A 16,761-nucleotide genomic window follows, 5' to 3' on the forward strand; every position below is an offset into this window, starting at 1 on the left:
TTCCATTTGATAACAATCAAGCAGAACGGGATATTCGAATGACGAAAGTTAAACAGAAAGTGTCTGGGACTTTCCGAAGTGAGAAAGGTGCAGAATCTTTTTGTCAAATACGAAGCTTTATGAGTACCATGAAAAAACAAAAACAATCTGTCTTACAAGCGATAGGCCAGGTTATAGAAACCGGAACGGTTCCTTGGAAAATCACGACTTCATAAGAGAATTTCTCGATTTGATCTAGATTCATTCTCTGATTGGAGTCTTTTCTTTATCATGTTTTCAAATCGGAAACATGTATTTGGCATGCCTTGTTTCCTAACTAAGCTGAGTAGTTACAAAGATACTATATATATTCAATCCATTTTCCACTAGTATATTTCACTTTTTCCCTACTGAGATTTACATAACGGAGGTATAACATGACAAATAAAAAAGATATGCAGTACATACTTGCTCTATATGGCATTCTTCTAGGATCTATAGTAGGAGCTACAGTCTGGTTATTTTTAGTCACAATAAATATTGGAATCCACTTTATTTGGGGATACTTGCCTGAAGTTCTCTCTTATCCCTCTTATTACACCCTTTGCGTAACAATAATTGGCGGGGTCCTCGTTGGTCTATCACAAAAATATTTCGGTATATATCCACGCCTTATGCCTGAAGTGATGACTGAATATAAAAAAACTGGTCGAATCGAATATCGCTTTGTCCATCAGGCTACTTTAACAGCGATTATTGTTTTAATTTTCGGAGCTAGTCTTGGTCCAGAAGCCGCACTAGTTGGAATTATAGGCGGACTGTGCACATGGGTAGGGGATCGCTTTAAATTTGCCTTAAAGGGTATGAATGAGCTAACCGAGATTGGAATTGGCGCTACTTTAAGTGTCATTTTTAACGCACCATTATTCGGTTATTTAGCACCGAATGAAAATGAGGGGGAACAAATTGCTGCTTTTTCTAAAGGAAAAAAGGCAATTGTATACTTAGCTACTACTTTCGCAGGTTTTTCTGTTTATTTACTACTGAGTAAACTCGATAATCGTGGATCCTTTATTGTTGATTTCGAGGAAGGTGCACTTTCTTTCAATGAATGGATCGCATTTCTTCCACTTGCTAGTATCGGTGCTATAGTTGGTTTCTTTTATTTCAAGTTAGAATTCACATTAGAGAAGTTAATTCACCCTTTTAGGGAATACAAGCTGACACTCGGAATTATCGGTGGCATTTTATTAGGAATTGCAGGAACTTTTCTTCCGTACACATTATTTTCAGGGGAACATCAATTAAAAGAGTTAGTTGTTGAATGGAGCCATTTATCTTTTTGGATACTACTTCTTTCAGGGATTTTAAAGTTGTGTATTACTGCCGTTTGTTTGAACACAGGGTGGCGGGGTGGACATATCTTCCCAATTATATTTTCTGGGTCAAGTATCGGATACGCTGTAGCATCTATTCTTCCTATAGATCCAGTAGCATCCGTTGCTATCGTAACGACAGCAATTTCAAGCTATGCGTTACGAAAGCCAATAGCTATAACATTACTATTACTTATGTTTTTCCCGCTTAATTTACTATTGCCCATGCTTGGTGCAGCTGCTATCGGGAATGCCTTTCCACTCCCAAAACATAACGAAAATAAAAATTAATAAAAATAGGCAGTGGGGACGAAAGCTCCACTGCCTATTTTTTTATTACACATGCTGCTTTAATAACGCTTCTAACTCCTCAAAATTATGCACTTCATATGTCGGTATAATCCCACTATCATTTAATTTCCTTTCTGGATTAAACCAACAAGTATCAATTCCCGCTACATATCCACCTTTAATATCAGCGCTTAATGAATCACCAATAATCAGCCCTTCTTCAGGTGCAAAGTTAGGAATCCGTTCAAAAACATAATCAAAATACTCTTTCATCGGCTTTTGAAAACCTGTATCTTCTGAAACAAAAACATCTTTAAACAATGAATGTAACCCTGCATTACGCAAACGTTTATCTTGCGTCTTAGAAACACCATTTGTCACTATATACAACTCATACTCCCCTTGAATTTGATTTATAAATTCAAACGCACCTTGCATGAGTTGATTTCCTTCTTCTAAGTAGTTACGGTAATTATTTTCGAATAATATTCCGTCTACTTCTTCTCCATACTCTTGAAACAACAGAGAGAATCGTGTATTTATAACTTCATTGCGTGATAGTTCACCTTTTTCAAAAGCATCCCAAAGACCCTTATTTATTTTTTTATAACGAGCCTCTATCTCGTCTGTTAAAGAGATTCCCTTCTCTTCAAAAAGCACCCGTAAAGCCATTTTTTCAGCCTTTTGGAAATCTAATAATGTATCATCTACATCAAATAGCAATGTTTTATATTTTTTCATAAACTCATCACACTCTCTTTTCTACAAAAACAAATTTACATAAATCGTATCATTCCTTCTTGTAAAGATAATAGGAGATATCTCATACTATAAATAGGGGTGAAAATATGAAAATCAGCAAAAATGAGGAAGAAATTTATCAATACATGCAAATCCATCAATTCCATACCCTATTTTCATTTCATGTCTTGCCATATGTAGAGCTACATTCTTTTCAAACGAAAGAGATGATATGTAGCGAAGGAAATACTCTCCCTTATCTCTATTACTTAATTTCTGGGAAGGCAAAAATATATATGAGTCATAAAAACGGGAAGGTTTCATTAATTAATTTTATTCAAGCACCATCTTTTATCGGGGAATTAGGATTAATAGGAGTAGAAAATATTACTAAGTCCGTTGAAGTACTAGAAGATTGTGTTTGTTTGGCACTTCCTCTTAAAGATTGTCAGCAACTTTTATTACAAGATGCAACGTTTTTACAGCACTTATGCAAATTTATTGGAGAAAAGACAATTACTCGCACTGAAAATTACGCAAAAAACTATAGTTATCCTTTTGAAAATCGATTAGCTGCTTTTATTTTATTAACAGAACAAAATAATTGTTATATAGAAAAGCATACTGAGGCCTCGGAATATTTAAATGTCAGCTACCGTCATCTTTTATATGTATTAAATCAGTTTTGCCAACAAAATTACTTAAAAAAAGACGGAAGAACCTATTACATACGAGATCGAATTCAATTAAAAAAACTTGCTGATGAACTAAAAATATAAAAAAACAGCATTAACGTTTACATGTTAATGCTGCCTTTTCGAGTGACGATTATACTTTTAATTAAAATTTACTTGCTACTTTAGCTGCTTCTTCAAGACCTGCAGCAATGATTTCTTCCGCTTTATCTGGGAATTGGTTATGTCCTTCAATAATTACTGTTTCCATGTTTGTTGCGCCGAAGAAGCCCATCATACTTGCTACATATTTAACAGCCATTTCTACCTCAGCTGCTGGACCTTCTGAATATACGCCGCCTCGTGCATTTAATAATGCAATCTTCTTATCACCGATTGGGCCAACTGGACCCTCTGGCGTGTATTTGAACGTTTTACCAGCACGGTTTAAATAATCAATATATGTGTGTAGCACTGCTGGAATCGTTAAGTTCCATAATGGGAAGCCGAAAACAACTTTATCAGCTTCTAGGAATTGATTTAAATACTTATCAGCAACTGCTACTGCTTTTGCCTCTTCTTCTGTTAAATCAAATCCTTTACCTGCCTTGAATGTACCATTGATCATGTCTACACCTACATATGGTAATTCTTCTTTATATAAATCCAGTTCTACTACTGTATCATTTGGGTGTGCTTCTTTATAGTTTGCTAAAAATGCCTCATATAATTTTACACTAACTGCTTGTTCCGCTGGACGGTTGTTTGCTTTAACGAATAAAACTGTTTCCATTATTTCTTCCTCCTAGTACTCACTCTTATGTTGTTATATGCTTTCAAAAAAGGTATCCCTTGTAATTGTTGTTTTGTTGCTTACAAACATATTTTATCTTTATATCAAGACAATTTCGTCCTCACATAGACGTATTTTTCCATAAAAAAAGTCCACCTTCTAAAGGCGAACTAGGTCTTACGACTTTTGTCTTATACAATTCCATTTTTCACTGCATATAACGCCGCTTGTGTACGATCGGATAAATTTAATTTACTCAAAATGCTACTTACATGCGCCTTAACTGTCTTTTCTGTAATAACTAAAACAGATGCAATTTCCTTATTGCTCATCCCTTTTGCTAATAGTTGCAACACCTCATTTTCTCTCGCTGTTAGCACATCTACTTGAATAGAAGGTTCTTCTTCCTTTTCTTCTACAGGTAATGTTTGAGAGAGAAGAGCATTTGCTATATCCGGATGTAATTGAATATTACCTTTATATGCACTTCGAATAGCCTCAACAAGCTGATCCGGTTCTACATCTTTTAAAATATACCCACTTGCTCCAGCCCTTAATGCAGGTAACACATGCGCCTGATCAGAAAAGCTAGTTAACACAATTACTTTCACATTTGGATACTCTTTTTTAATATATGCCGTCGCCTCAACACCATCCATTTCAGGCATATATAAATCCATTAATATAACATCAGGATTTGTTTCTCCTACTTTCACTAACGCTTCTTTCCCATTATTCGCTTCTCCAACTAAATCTAAATCTTCCTGTGTGCTTAAGAAAAACGCTAATCCTTTTAAAACAACTGTATGATCATCAACTAACAATACTTTTATTTTCACAAAATTCCCTCATTTTCACATCATAATGGTACATTTACTTTTACGCTCGTTCGTTTATTACTACTTACAATTTTAATTGTTCCACCAACTAATTCTACTCTTTCACGCATCGTAGTCATACCTAGTGATTTCTTTTCTTTTATATTCTTTTCCACAAAGCCCTTTCCTTGATCAACTATTTCTAATGATACATTTTTCTCATTCACTGTAAAATAAATCGTCGCTTCTTTTACACCTGCATGCTTACTTACATTGTTCAGTGCTTCTTGGCCAATGCGCCATAAAGCTTCTTCTACTACACGAGGTAAATCACGAACACCCGTAACTTGCTCCCTAATTTTCAGTCCCAAATTTTCACCGTACTGCTTTAGAGCTGGCAATAATCCTTTTTCTAATCCTGCTGGACGAAGCTGCCAAATTAATGTCCTCATTTCTTTCAAAGCTCCTTGTGCAAGTTCACGCATCTCATGCAAAGATTGATCTACCTTTTCATTTTTACCTTTTAAAACTGCCTCGGCGCCTTTTGTCATGAAGGTTAATGAAAATAATTTTTGCGAAACAGAATCATGTAAATCTCTTGCTAATCGGTTTCTTTCTTCCATTCGTACAAGTTCACGGCGCTGCTCGTTTAACCTCAAATTCTCTATTATTAACGAAACATGGTTTGATAGCGCTTGAATTACATCTATTGTATTAGCATCAAACTCTCCATTATTCAAGCTAACACATAAAACACCAAATATATGGTTTTGAATATGTATTGGCGTAGCAATAACAGTTTGATTTAGATGCACATTATGCCCTATTTGATGTTTTATTAGAACTGGTTCATCTTGCTCTAACGCCTTGTTGGCCGCCTCTTTTACATCCTCTTGTAACTCTTCCTGAACGTAAGACGCTCGCAGAGATAATTCTTTTTCCTCCCTAATAAAAAGCGCTACTTGATTCCATTGAAATACTTCACCTACGTGATTTACCACCTTTTCAGGTAGTACATTAAACTTATGAATCGTTTTTAAATCTTGAATGAAACGCTCTAATTTCACATAATAATGTGCTCTTCTTTTTTCATTTTCATATAATTTTGTTCGCTTTAAAGCCGTACCAATTTGGAAAGCAACCGATTGGAGTAATACTAATTCTTCTTCCGAAAAATGTGTTTTACCCGGACTTGCAACATTTAACAACCCAAATTTTTCTCCTCCAGCTTTTAAAGGAACCGTAGCATGATGAAGAATGCCCTCCGTATCTCCCCAATTATATTCAATTGCATTATTAATTCTTTTACATTCAATAATATTAACGGCTCTCTCTAATTTCCCATCTACAAAACCTCGTAAACACCAACACTCACCTTCGCACATCGGGCGTTTATTTTCATATGTAAGTGCCTCTGGTAATTGGTAATCAATCAACTTCGTATACTTCCCATTTTCATCTGCAAGAAAAATCCATCCTGTCGTTAAGCCTGTCACACTTAGTAATTTCTCTAGGACAGCTTGCAATACATGATACGTATCATTTGATGTATTTAATGTTTCTGCAATTTCCTTTAATATAACTAATTCATTTGTACGATTATCTCGAAACATACTCAGTCTCCTGCATACAAGATTTTAAATAGCTCTTAAAATAAATCATCTACTTTTCACTTTGTACTTATTCGTAACATTGATATAATGGTGAAAACATAGTTTTCATTATATCACTTGAGGGGGCTTTCATAATGACATTAAATAAAGCACTTACTATCGCTGGTTCTGACACAAGTGGCGGTGCTGGTATACAAGCAGATTTAAAAACATTCCAAGAACTTGGCGTATACGGAATGACATCTCTTACAACAATCGTAACGATGGATCCACATAACGGTTGGGCACATAACGTATTTCCAATCCCAGCTTCTACATTAAAACCACAATTAGAAACAACAATTGAAGGTGTTGGCGTAGATGCTTTAAAAACAGGTATGCTTGGATCAGTAGAAATTATTGAAATGGTTGCAGAAACAATCGAAAAGCACAATTTCAAAAATGTAGTAGTTGACCCTGTTATGGTATGTAAAGGTGCAGATGAAGCATTACATCCTGAAACGAACGATTGCTTACGTGACGTTCTTGTGCCAAAGGCATTAGTTGTAACGCCAAACTTATTTGAAGCTTACCAATTAAGCGGTGTGAAAATTAATTCTCTTGAGGACATGAAAGAAGCAGCGAAGAAAATCCACGCTTTAGGTGCCAAATACGTACTAATTAAAGGCGGAAGCAAACTTGGTACGGAAACTGCAATCGACGTCCTATATGATGGAGAAACATTCGAACTTCTAGAATCAGAAAAAATCGATACAACCAATACACACGGTGCAGGTTGTACATATTCTGCTGCAATTACAGCAGAACTTGCAAAAGGAAAACCTGTGAAAGAAGCAGTAAAAACTGCTAAAGAATTCATCACAGCCGCTATTCGTTACTCATTCAAAATTAACGAATACGTAGGTCCAACTCACCATGGTGCATATCGTAAATTCGTTGTATCAAAAGAACTTGTCTAATATATAAATAAAAACACTCACAAGGTTCATACATTGACTCTGTGAGTGTTTTTTATAAGCTTTATGTCTTCTGGTCATCTTATCTTTAAGATGCAGAACTAACCTTATTTCTACCATTTCGTTTCGAGTAGTATAACGCATCATCCGCCGCTTGAATAAATTGCTCTGATGACCCTTCATACTCTGAAACCCCTACCGAAACCGTAATTTTTATTTTTGTTCCATCTAACAATTGAAATGGGTGACTTTCAACAGCTGTACGAATTTGCTCGCCCATACAAATTCCGTAAGCTAATCCCTTATTCGGTATCAAAAGCGCAAACTCCTCTCCACCCTTTCGAAAAGCCAAATCTGGAAATTGTGAAGTTTCTCGTAAAATACATCCTACTTGTTTTAACACTTCGTCCCCTGCAGGATGCCCGTACGTATCATTTACATACTTAAAGTGATCAATATCTATAAGGAGTAAACAAAGCGAATCATTTTTCATGTTCTTATTACTAATATGACAATTCATCTCTAAATCAAACTGTCTTACGTTTCCTAAACCTGTCAATGCATCTATCGTTGCGTATTGTTTCATCTTTTGAAATAACTCATTGGATTGTAAAACATAGTTTGTACTTACGAATGTTATGTAACCTGTAGTAATACTTGAAATTAAATATAGTACAACTACAGATATATCATTAAATAATATATACATCGGTACTATCAAAATAGAAAGGCAGTATACGTGTAACCATACTAACTTTAACGTAATCGAAGTTTGTATTCTTGCAATAAAGATAACACCAATTCCACTTAGTAGAATTGTATAGCAAGCCAATTCGGAAGCTAAAGAGTACTCAGTAAAAATTAGCCGAGTAATTAAAATTATAGTAACTGTTATACTACTAGCTACCGGACCTCCAACTATAATTGCCAAAATAACGGCTAAATAACGTAAATCCAACATAATATCTTCAATGTGTACACCAAAATGCATTAACAGTACACCTAATATTCCAGTAAAAATACCGATTACACACTTCTGCAAAAAAGAGAATCCTTCTTTTAACGGCTTATCTCTTAAAAGCTGACCTCCAACAAAAATAAAGGAAATAATAATTGTTGTATTTACAAATAAGTCCCTTAACATAAAATAATCTCCCTACTTTTCCATCTATCCCCTTCCTCACTTTATTGTATACGAAATCCCTATAATTCCCAAAGTTTTTTGTTTATTTTTTTGCTGTTCCACGTGAAACAGCAAAAAAAATAAAAAGGGCGAAAACTCGCCCTTTTTCATTAACAACAGCGTGATATTTTTCCACCCTTTGCGTTAAATCTTGCTTCTTGTGCCTCAGCAAAAAACTGCTTTTGACATACAATCTCTTCTTCTGGATGATGCTTTTTCATATGCTCTACGTATATTTCATAACTTGGTACCCCAACGAGCAAACTAATAAAGCGCTTCCTTTCCCCCCATACTTGCCACAGCTTTTTAAGCATAGTTCCTCGACTCACTTTCATCTCTAGGAATATATGGTGCCTCTTTTAACGGCATTGGCTTATTTCTTAATACTTGTATCCAAATTCGAAGTGCTGAAATTAACACAGCGATTACAACTATCATAAAAATCCCACAAAGCGCTGCATCGATATAATCATTAAAAATAATTTGCTTCATTTGAGTAACATTTTTAGCTGGTGCTAACACTTTCCCTTCATCTAACGCTCCCTGAAACACCTTCGCGTGAGATAGAAATCCGATTTTAGGATTTTCATGAAATAGCTTTTGATAACCAGCTGTCATTGTTACAATAAGCAATCCCACAGTTGGAATAAGTGTTACCCAAACGTACGCCTTTTTCCCCATTTTGAACAAAATTGTCGTTCCAAGTAATAATGCAATACCTGCTAGCATTTGATTTGCAATACCGAAAAGTGGCCATAATGTATTAATTCCACCGAGCGGATCTATTACCCCTTGGTATAAGAAATATCCCCACCCTAATACACATAACGTTGTAGCTATTACATTAGCTAATGTAGAATCTGTTTTCGCAAACGGCTTATATACATGCCCTAAAATATCTTGAATCATAAATCGTCCTACACGAGTTCCTGCGTCAATCGTTGTTAAAATAAATAGGGCTTCAAAAAGAATGGCAAAATGATACCAGAATGCCATCATCGCCGTTCCACCTATTACTTGTGAGAAAATATATGCCATACCTATTGCTAACGTTGGTGCTCCACCTGTACGTGATAAAATTGTTTGCTCTCCAACATTTACAGCAAGTTCTTTTAATTCATTTGGTGTAATAGCAAATCCCCATGAAGAAATAACTTGAGCTGCCTGCGATACATCCGTACCAATAAGTGCCGCCGGACTATTAATCGCAAAATAAGTTCCTGGCGTTAATACACAAGCTGCAATCATTGCCATCGCTGCTACAAATGACTCCATTAACATTGCTCCGTAACCAATTGGCTGTGCATGTCCCTCTTGCTCAATCATTTTTGGAGTTGTACCAGATGAAACGAGAGCATGGAATCCAGAGACCGCACCACAGGCAATCGTAATAAATAAGAACGGGAATAAATTGCCGGAGAAAACAGGACCAGTTCCATCAATAAATTGCGAAACTGCTGGCATTTGTAAATTGGGTGCTACAATTAAAATACCTATCGCCAATCCAACGATTGTTCCAACTTTTAAAAATGTACTTAAATAATCACGTGGTGCTAATAGCATCCAAACTGGTAATGCAGATGCAATAAATCCATATACAATAAGCATAATAGCAATTGTTTCACCACTAAATGTGAACATACTTGCAAGTGTTGGGTTTTCTGCTACATACTGTCCTCCAATAAGAGATAAAATAAGTAGGATAATACCAATTACTGACCCTTCTCCAACACGACCAGGCCTAATATAGCGCATATAAACTCCCATTAAAATAGCGATAGGAATCGTTGCTGCTATCGTAAACATTCCCCAAGGACTTCCGATCAGTGCCTTTACTACGACTAACGCTAATACTGCTAATAAAATAATCATAATTCCTAAAATACCTATCATTGCAATTAGTCCTGTAACAGGTCCAATCTCATCCTTAATCATTTCTCCTAACGATTTACCATTACGTCTCATCGAAGCAAATAAAATGACAAAATCTTGAACAGCCCCCGCAACAACTACCCCAACAATAATCCAAATGGTCCCTGGTAAATATCCCATTTGTGCTGCTAAAATCGGTCCTACTAAAGGTCCCGCCCCAGCAATCGCTGCAAAGTGATGTCCAAATAATACCCACTTATTTGTCGGAACATAGTCTTTCCCATCGTTTAATGTATGGGCTGGTGTTTGCCGATTATCATCTAAATTAAAAACCTTTCTCGCTATAAATCTACTATAAAAACGATAAGCAACTGCATATACACATACGGCAGCTACTAAGAGCCATACAGCATTAATGGTTTCACCTTGTGATAAAGCTATTACCCCAAAAGCACCTGCTCCTACTGCTGTAATAACGCCCCAAAGTAAGATCGATTTCAATGTCTTCACATACAATTCCCCCAATACTATTTCTTAGTGGAGATTGTACTAAATTTTCTGAATATTTAACTTGAATCCTCCTTATCATGAAGGATTTTCAGTTTATCATGTTAAAATACTCTCATTACCTACTATAATTCAATGTTATTTCGAAGGCGTTTTACATAATTACGACTGACTGGAATCGGTTGCTCATCATACCTATCTAAATACAAATTATACGTGCCATTATAATAAGGTTTCAGTTCTTTTACATATGACATATTAATTAAATAGCTTTTATGCACACGTAAAAAATCATATGCATTTAGCTTATTTTCTAATTCCTGAAGTGTATATGTTGAAATATACTGATTATTCGTTGTGTAAATTGAAACAGTTTTATTTTCTTTATTTTTACTTACATATACGATATCTTCTGGAAGCATATATCGTATACCTTCTTGACTTTCTATCGGTAGTTTCCGCAAATAACTCTTTGCTTTCTCACCTTGTTCTTTACCTATTTTATATAAAAGAAATTGTAAATCTTCTTCACGAAATGGTCGTAATAAATAATAAAATGCTTGGAAACGAAAAGCTGTAATAGATTCCTCTATGTTTTCACCTACAAAAATAAATTTTGTATAGCAATTTATTTCTCGTAATAAACTTGCATATTCAAAACCAGTACCATCTAGTAATTTGGAACTTAAAAAAACAAAGTCTGGTATATGTTTTTTCATCATAAATAAAGATTCTGTTCCTGTCTTTGCTTCAAAACATTCTACATTTCTCATATTTTCAGTGAAATTTTCAGCTAACTCTCTTCTCTCTTCTGCCTCTTCCATGATCAGTAAAATTTTCATTTCTTCAACCACCTAATTCTTTGTCCATATGTCCTGCTGTATACATTCGCTTTTATAAGAAATAATCCCTTTTTCTTACTATACCATTATTTATCTAAAAAAACAGAAAAAAGGAAACCCCTTCGGTTTCCTCTCCCCCTTTATCCTACATTAACTGCCTAGAAAGAGCCGAGTAGTGTAGGGTAATAAACGATCAGGCATACATTTAAAATTTCACTTTATACTAATTCTCTTTGCTTCGTTTCTTGTCCAAGTATTACTACAGCAAATACACCAATTAAAATTGATCCGCAGAAAATCGTAAATATTAATGATAGTGAAGCTTCTGAGGCAACTAAATACCCCACTAATAGTGGCCCAAGAATACCACCAATACGCCCAAACGCTGCTGCCATTCCTGCACCTGTACCACGAATAACGGTTGGATACTGCTCAGGTGTATAGGCGTATAATGCTCCCCAAGCACCTAAGTTAAAGAAGGATAGTAACATACCTGCCACGATTAATACTGTTAATGAATCCGCAACCCCAAACAAATAGGCACTGCAAGCTGTCCCGATTAAATACGTAACCAAAACAAATTTACGACCGAGACGTTCAATAAACCAAGCAGCGGTGAAATACCCTGGAAGTTGAGCTAACGTCATAATAAGTACGTATTGGAAACTTTTTATTAAACTAAACCCTTTTAGCACCATTACACTCGGTAACCAAAGGAACATTCCATAATAGGAAAAGACAACACAAAACCATAGAATCCATAGCATAATTGTTGCTTTACGATATTCCCCAGACCAAACTGATTTTATATTTTCAATAACAGATGGTCTTTTTTCAACTTTTTGGAACCTTGGGGAATCCGGTAAATTCCATCTTAAATATAAAGCATATAGTGCTGGAACTGCACTCAATACCATCGCAACTTCCCAACCATATTTCGGAATAACAAAATACGAGATAAGAGCTGCAATTAACCATCCACCTGCCCAAAAACTTTCTAATAACACAACAATTTTCCCACGCTCATGTGCTTCAACACTCTCTGATACTAGTGTAGAGGCAACCGGAAGCTCTCCGCCAAGCCCCATACCAATTACAAAGCGTAAAACGAGAAACATCGCGAGTGTCGTCGTTAACGCAGTTAAACCACTACCGATAGAAAATAATAATAATGTAATAATAAAGACTGATTTTCGCCCTATTTTATCTGATAGTATCCCAAAAATAAGCGCTCCTACTGCCATACCGATTGAGTTAATACTACCTATCCAGCCCATTTCCTGGCTCGTTAATCCCCAATCCTTTTGCAAGGCTACCATTACAAATGAAAGCATTCCAACATCCATTGCATCAAATAGCCATCCAAGCCCAGCTATACCAAGTAGTTTGCGCTTCGAAATTTCTTTTACCTTGCCCACTAGAAGTCCTCCTCACACAGGTGTCTTTACACATCATTTTACATGTGTGAATTGTATAAGTAAAATACTTTTGTGTAAAAAATTTCTCCTTCATCATTCCCAAAAAGTAAAACGTCTATCCCGATTGGTGAGGGCTAATAATCAGTAGGAATGCCTCACTGATTAAAGTTTCAATTTATTAAAAATGAACAAATAAAAAAAGCAGCGATATTTCGCTACTTTTTCGAACGCATTACTTCTTTTAAAAATTCCGCTAATACTAACTGACGACGCCAGCGTGTTGGATTACTGCATAATCTATAAAACCACTCTAAATGAATCGCTTGAATCCATTTTGGTGCACGTTTTACTTCTCCAGCCCATACGTCTAAACTTCCACCCACTCCAACAGCCATTTTCGTTTCTAAACGATGCTTATTGTTTTGGATAAAGTTCTCTTGTCTCGGGAAACCGAGTGCAACAAGTAATAAATCTGGTTTTGCTTCTTGAATGCGAGAAATAATATTCTCTTCGTCTTCTTGTTTAAAATAACCATCTTGTGTACCGGCGATGGATACAGCTGAATATGTCTTTGTTAAATGATCTGCTGCAGCTTGTACAACATGTGGCTTTGCACCTAATAAGAAAACAGATACTGGTTTACTATCTTCTGATAACTTCGCAAGTAAATTACACATTAAATCAAAACCTGCTACACGCTCTTTTAAAGGTGTACCAAGCATACCACTTGCCTTTACAACCCCAATACCATCAGGTGTAATTAAATCTGTATTCAATAATGTTTGATAGAACTTTTCATCCTTTTTTGCGCACATAACAATTTCAGGATTTGCTGTTACTACCTGAAACGTATGAGTTCGTTCCGCTTCTAGTTGTTCTTTTAAATATTGGACCGTTTCATCCATTGTCATTGTAGAAAAAGGAACGCCTAGAATATCAACTGTTTGTACTGCCATAGTTAACTATCCTCTCTATCATTACAAGTTTTTCGCTATTAATTGCTTATATGTTTCTTTTGTATCTTCATATAGTTTTTGAAGTGAGAAGTTCATAGTAGCATGCTCATAAATATGTTTACCCATTGCTGCTAATTCTCCCGTTTTCCACTTATCATACGCTTCTTCTAAAGCTAATGCTAATGTCTTTCCATCACCTGTTGGCACAATCCATCCGTAAGTTTCATCTACGATTAATGGCTCAATTTCTCCAGCCCTAGTCACAATTGATGGTACACGTTGGTTTGCCGCTTCTAATAAAACTAGTGGGAACCCTTCACTATGGGAAGTTAATAAATTTACATGTGACGACGCAAATAATTGTTTTACATCTTGACGATGTCCTAAAAACTCTACTTTATCGTTAATCCCTTTTTCAGTAGCTAATGACTTTAGATTTTCTTCTAATGGGCCATCGCCAACTAATAATACTTTAATTTTCTCTAATTTTGTTTGTTGTAACGCATCGAATAAAACTTCATGTCCTTTGACGGGATGTAATCGTGCTACTTGGATTGCCGTAAATACATCTTCATCAATATTGAACATTTCTTTTTTATTATAGCCTTCTGCTTTTTCCTGATCGTATTCAATTCCATTATAAATAACATGCATCTTGTCATTTGAAATGCCTAATGCTGCCAAGCTTTTTTTCAATCTATTTGTTACAACGAAAAATAAGTCTATATTTTTTAAGGCTTTCAAATTTAATTTCGTAAAAATCCAACCTTTTAAGCCCTGTTTAGTAAAGTCTTGAAATGGATCACTATGAATAGTCGTTACCCATTTTGCCTTTATTCTCTTTTTCATTAAAGAAACATAGAAATTAGCCCTAGGACCATGTGTATGAACTACATCAAATTTTTCTTTATTAATAAATTCACTTATATTCTTTAAAATGGATAAATCATAGCGCGATTTTTGTGAAAACACATGGACTTTTATCCCTAACTCCCTTGCTTCCTTCGCAACAATTCCATCTTCAAATACTGCTAATTCTACTTCACCAGTTGGAAACTGATCGAGAAGTGAAATAATATGTGTTTTCCCCCCCCCATCTTCTGCTCCTGCATTCATATGCAATATTCTCATATTTTTTCCTCCTTTAAATCCTCGCTATGTTTCCATCTATTTTTATTTTACTGTACTAAAAAATAAAAGCTAACAAAAGTTAGCTTTTATTTTTATCATTCAATTTCTAGGTCTACTATTAGATAAGCTAACACCACTACAAAGTAAATTCCAACTCCTGGTGCTGTTAAAATATGTCCTGCAATATAAGCAATACCTAACGCTAACAATAAGCTTGCTGAAATCATTCCATATTTTATATTAAATATGTCCTTAAATCTCGTAGCAAATGCTAGTAGAATTCTTAGCCCGTAATAAATAAATGGAATCATTAGTAATACAAAGCCAATAATCCCGAAATCGTAAAACCAATCATGGAAGTCCATTTCAATTAGTTTTGGATCTGGCTGCTTTTGTTCATTGTATTTAAAGTTACCTGCATAACCCATTCCTAATAACTTTTGTGACATTGGCGCTTCTTTAAAGAACTGCTTATGTCTTTCTTCATATACTTGACGTCCACTGAAAATAAGGTTTTCTTGATTTTCTTTCTTTTGCTCTTTCTCAAGTTCTTTCTTAACTTCCTCTTCTATCTTCGCCTTTTCTTCTGGCTTTTCAACTTTATGATGATTTTCTTCTTTTGCTTTAAGTTCTTGTTCTTTTTTCAACTTATCTTTAATTTCTTGTTCTTTTTGGCCTTGCTGAGCCACATTTTGCTCTGATAAATAATTATTATGAATGCCCATATTTTGTGCTAATGGTGTTTGTTTAAACGTCCCAACTACACCAGCTAATAGGACAATAGCAATTACTGCGTTAAGTGCAAGAGATTTTTTGTTCGGATTTTTTCTATTAAATAATAATTGTAGTACAATGATCCCGATTGCTGCTGCCAACGTAGCACCAATTGAGCCCATTCCTACTTTTGTACCAACTTGAATTAATGAGTAAATCATTAAAATTGATGGAATCCAATATAAAATATGTTTCCAGCTCTTTGTTTTTTGAATAGAATATAGTACCACAATAGGGAAAATAATAGCTAAGATTGAACCTAGTTCATTCCCTGCATAGAACCAACCTCGAGAACCAACCTTCATCCATTCATAACTACCAAAGTCAGTAGATGTTGAAATAGAAATAACCATAATTGCGTTAATGATTAATGTAGAATATACAATACTATTTCGAACCTTATCACTAATATTAACTTTCGTTTTCAATGATTTTAAAGCTAAAATGTATGATCCCAGCATAATATATATATATAATGCTTTCGCAACGAATTTAACTTCTTCACTAAGTACAATAGGATCCTTAACTAGTTTGTTATTAATAAATCCTATCCCTAAAACGCCGGCTAATAATATAAGATAAATTAAAAACTTTCTATTTTCCTTCTCTTTTGCCTGAATTAAAATGTAAATACCACCAACAGCCATAATAAGGAATCTTACTAAAATTCCAACGGTAGCATTTGACTTTAATAAAGTGATGCTAAGAGACGTTAATAAATCTAAAACAGGCTGTAAAATAATAAAAAAGAGCAAAAAATGCTCAAATCTAACCCTAGCTTGATTTGCTAACATTCCAAGACCTCCATACAAAATCTTAACATTATCTTTTAATCAT

At 35.1% G+C, this 16,761-nt stretch carries 16 protein-coding genes; 4 read left to right on the plus strand and 12 right to left on the minus strand.

The window, feature by feature from the left end; genetic code table 11:
- The coding region (locus tag ATL10_RS21825) for an IS66 family transposase (protein ID WP_142669988.1) at positions 1-215 on the plus strand (215 nt) is incomplete at its 5' end.
- A 201-nt stretch (positions 216-416) separates the two neighbouring features.
- A complete protein-coding gene (locus tag ATL10_RS21830) occupies positions 417-1,646 on the plus strand; it encodes a chloride channel protein (RefSeq protein ID WP_090978325.1) in 1,230 nt (409 codons plus the stop codon).
- 45 nt (positions 1,647-1,691) lie between these two features.
- On the opposite strand, the gene ATL10_RS21835 is transcribed toward ATL10_RS21830, so the two are convergent.
- Positions 1,692-2,387, minus strand: coding sequence for a YjjG family noncanonical pyrimidine nucleotidase (locus ATL10_RS21835; RefSeq protein ID WP_090978327.1), 696 nt, complete (start codon positions 2,385-2,387; stop codon positions 1,692-1,694).
- Positions 2,388-2,494: 107 nt separating this feature from the next.
- On the opposite strand from ATL10_RS21835, the gene ATL10_RS21840 reads away from it, so the two are divergent.
- A complete protein-coding gene (locus ATL10_RS21840) occupies positions 2,495-3,166 on the plus strand; it encodes a transcriptional regulator YeiL (protein WP_000703310.1) in 672 nt (223 codons plus the stop codon).
- A gap of 61 nt (positions 3,167-3,227) precedes the next feature.
- Here the strand turns inward: ATL10_RS21840 and ATL10_RS21845 are convergent, their stop codons facing one another.
- From ATL10_RS21845 to ATL10_RS21855, 3 genes are all read right to left on the minus strand, one after another.
- Positions 3,228-3,854 carry an FMN-dependent NADH-azoreductase gene (locus ATL10_RS21845; RefSeq protein ID WP_110497528.1) on the minus strand — a complete coding sequence of 209 codons (627 nt, stop codon included), beginning with the start codon at positions 3,852-3,854 and terminating at the stop codon, positions 3,228-3,230.
- A gap of 191 nt (positions 3,855-4,045) precedes the next feature.
- Positions 4,046-4,693, minus strand: coding sequence for a response regulator (locus ATL10_RS21850; protein WP_071713913.1), 648 nt, complete (start codon positions 4,691-4,693; stop codon positions 4,046-4,048).
- A gap of 20 nt (positions 4,694-4,713) precedes the next feature.
- Positions 4,714-6,285: a GAF domain-containing sensor histidine kinase gene (locus tag ATL10_RS21855; protein ID WP_000488131.1), complete on the minus strand. Its 1,572-nt coding sequence runs from the start codon at positions 6,283-6,285 to the stop codon at positions 4,714-4,716.
- A gap of 134 nt (positions 6,286-6,419) precedes the next feature.
- On the opposite strand from ATL10_RS21855, the gene pdxK reads away from it, so the two are divergent.
- Positions 6,420-7,244 carry a pyridoxine/pyridoxal/pyridoxamine kinase gene (gene pdxK, locus ATL10_RS21860; protein WP_000174259.1) on the plus strand — a complete coding sequence of 275 codons (825 nt, stop codon included), beginning with the start codon at positions 6,420-6,422 and terminating at the stop codon, positions 7,242-7,244.
- Positions 7,245-7,329: 85 nt separating this feature from the next.
- On the opposite strand, the gene ATL10_RS21865 is transcribed toward pdxK, so the two are convergent.
- The 8 genes from ATL10_RS21865 to ATL10_RS21900 form a co-directional block, all read right to left on the minus strand.
- Positions 7,330-8,385 (minus strand): GGDEF domain-containing protein, encoded by a 1,056-nt coding sequence (locus ATL10_RS21865; RefSeq protein ID WP_000942876.1) that lies wholly within the window; start codon positions 8,383-8,385, stop codon positions 7,330-7,332.
- A gap of 149 nt (positions 8,386-8,534) precedes the next feature.
- On the minus strand, positions 8,535-8,738 hold the full coding sequence (locus tag ATL10_RS21870) for a YbdD/YjiX family protein (protein WP_000914502.1): 204 nt from the start codon (positions 8,736-8,738) through the stop codon (positions 8,535-8,537).
- Complete coding sequence (gene cstA, locus ATL10_RS21875) at positions 8,731-10,806, minus strand: carbon starvation protein CstA (RefSeq protein ID WP_016513279.1); 2,076 nt, start codon at positions 10,804-10,806, stop codon at positions 8,731-8,733. Before cstA ends, ATL10_RS21870 begins: the two co-directional genes overlap by 8 nt.
- A gap of 122 nt (positions 10,807-10,928) precedes the next feature.
- Positions 10,929-11,645, minus strand: a complete 717-nt coding sequence (locus tag ATL10_RS21880) for a LytR/AlgR family response regulator transcription factor (protein WP_000698259.1) — start codon at positions 11,643-11,645, stop codon at positions 10,929-10,931.
- Positions 11,646-11,863: 218 nt separating this feature from the next.
- The gene (locus ATL10_RS21885; protein WP_000521106.1) at positions 11,864-13,063 is read right to left on the minus strand and encodes an MFS transporter; all 1,200 of its coding nucleotides are present in this window, start codon (positions 13,061-13,063) and stop codon (positions 11,864-11,866) included.
- Positions 13,064-13,278: 215 nt separating this feature from the next.
- Positions 13,279-14,019, minus strand: a complete 741-nt coding sequence (locus tag ATL10_RS21890; RefSeq protein WP_000290751.1) for a WecB/TagA/CpsF family glycosyltransferase — start codon at positions 14,017-14,019, stop codon at positions 13,279-13,281.
- Between the two features lie 21 nt (positions 14,020-14,040).
- Positions 14,041-15,150: a glycosyltransferase family 4 protein gene (locus tag ATL10_RS21895; RefSeq protein ID WP_001221224.1), complete on the minus strand. Its 1,110-nt coding sequence runs from the start codon at positions 15,148-15,150 to the stop codon at positions 14,041-14,043.
- Positions 15,151-15,245: 95 nt separating this feature from the next.
- Positions 15,246-16,718: an O-antigen ligase family protein gene (locus tag ATL10_RS21900; RefSeq protein ID WP_110497530.1), complete on the minus strand. Its 1,473-nt coding sequence runs from the start codon at positions 16,716-16,718 to the stop codon at positions 15,246-15,248.
- Positions 16,719-16,761: the final 43 nt, after the last annotated feature.

This window comes from Bacillus sp. 196mf (assembly GCF_003217275.1).
Lineage (GTDB): Bacteria > Bacillota > Bacilli > Bacillales > Bacillaceae_G > Bacillus_A > Bacillus_A thuringiensis_S.

What these genes read in the sequence shown, in the direction of transcription:
- ATL10_RS21830 (WP_090978325.1), top strand. Translation starts at nt 417, where the DNA reads ATGACAAATAAAAAAGATATGCAGTACATACTTGCTCTATATGGCATT.
- ATL10_RS21835 (WP_090978327.1), bottom strand. Translation starts at nt 2,387, where the DNA reads ATGAAAAAATATAAAACATTGCTATTTGATGTAGATGATACATTATTA.
- ATL10_RS21840 (WP_000703310.1), top strand. Translation starts at nt 2,495, where the DNA reads ATGAAAATCAGCAAAAATGAGGAAGAAATTTATCAATACATGCAAATC.
- ATL10_RS21845 (WP_110497528.1), bottom strand. Translation starts at nt 3,854, where the DNA reads ATGGAAACAGTTTTATTCGTTAAAGCAAACAACCGTCCAGCGGAACAA.
- ATL10_RS21855 (WP_000488131.1), bottom strand. Translation starts at nt 6,285, where the DNA reads ATGTTTCGAGATAATCGTACAAATGAATTAGTTATATTAAAGGAAATT.
- pdxK (WP_000174259.1), top strand. Translation starts at nt 6,420, where the DNA reads ATGACATTAAATAAAGCACTTACTATCGCTGGTTCTGACACAAGTGGC.
- ATL10_RS21865 (WP_000942876.1), bottom strand. Translation starts at nt 8,385, where the DNA reads ATGTTAAGGGACTTATTTGTAAATACAACAATTATTATTTCCTTTATT.
- ATL10_RS21870 (WP_000914502.1), bottom strand. Translation starts at nt 8,738, where the DNA reads ATGCTTAAAAAGCTGTGGCAAGTATGGGGGGAAAGGAAGCGCTTTATT.
- ATL10_RS21880 (WP_000698259.1), bottom strand. Translation starts at nt 11,645, where the DNA reads ATGAAAATTTTACTGATCATGGAAGAGGCAGAAGAGAGAAGAGAGTTA.
- ATL10_RS21890 (WP_000290751.1), bottom strand. Translation starts at nt 14,019, where the DNA reads ATGGCAGTACAAACAGTTGATATTCTAGGCGTTCCTTTTTCTACAATG.
- ATL10_RS21895 (WP_001221224.1), bottom strand. Translation starts at nt 15,150, where the DNA reads ATGAGAATATTGCATATGAATGCAGGAGCAGAAGATGGGGGGGGGAAA.
- ATL10_RS21900 (WP_110497530.1), bottom strand. Translation starts at nt 16,718, where the DNA reads ATGTTAGCAAATCAAGCTAGGGTTAGATTTGAGCATTTTTTGCTCTTT.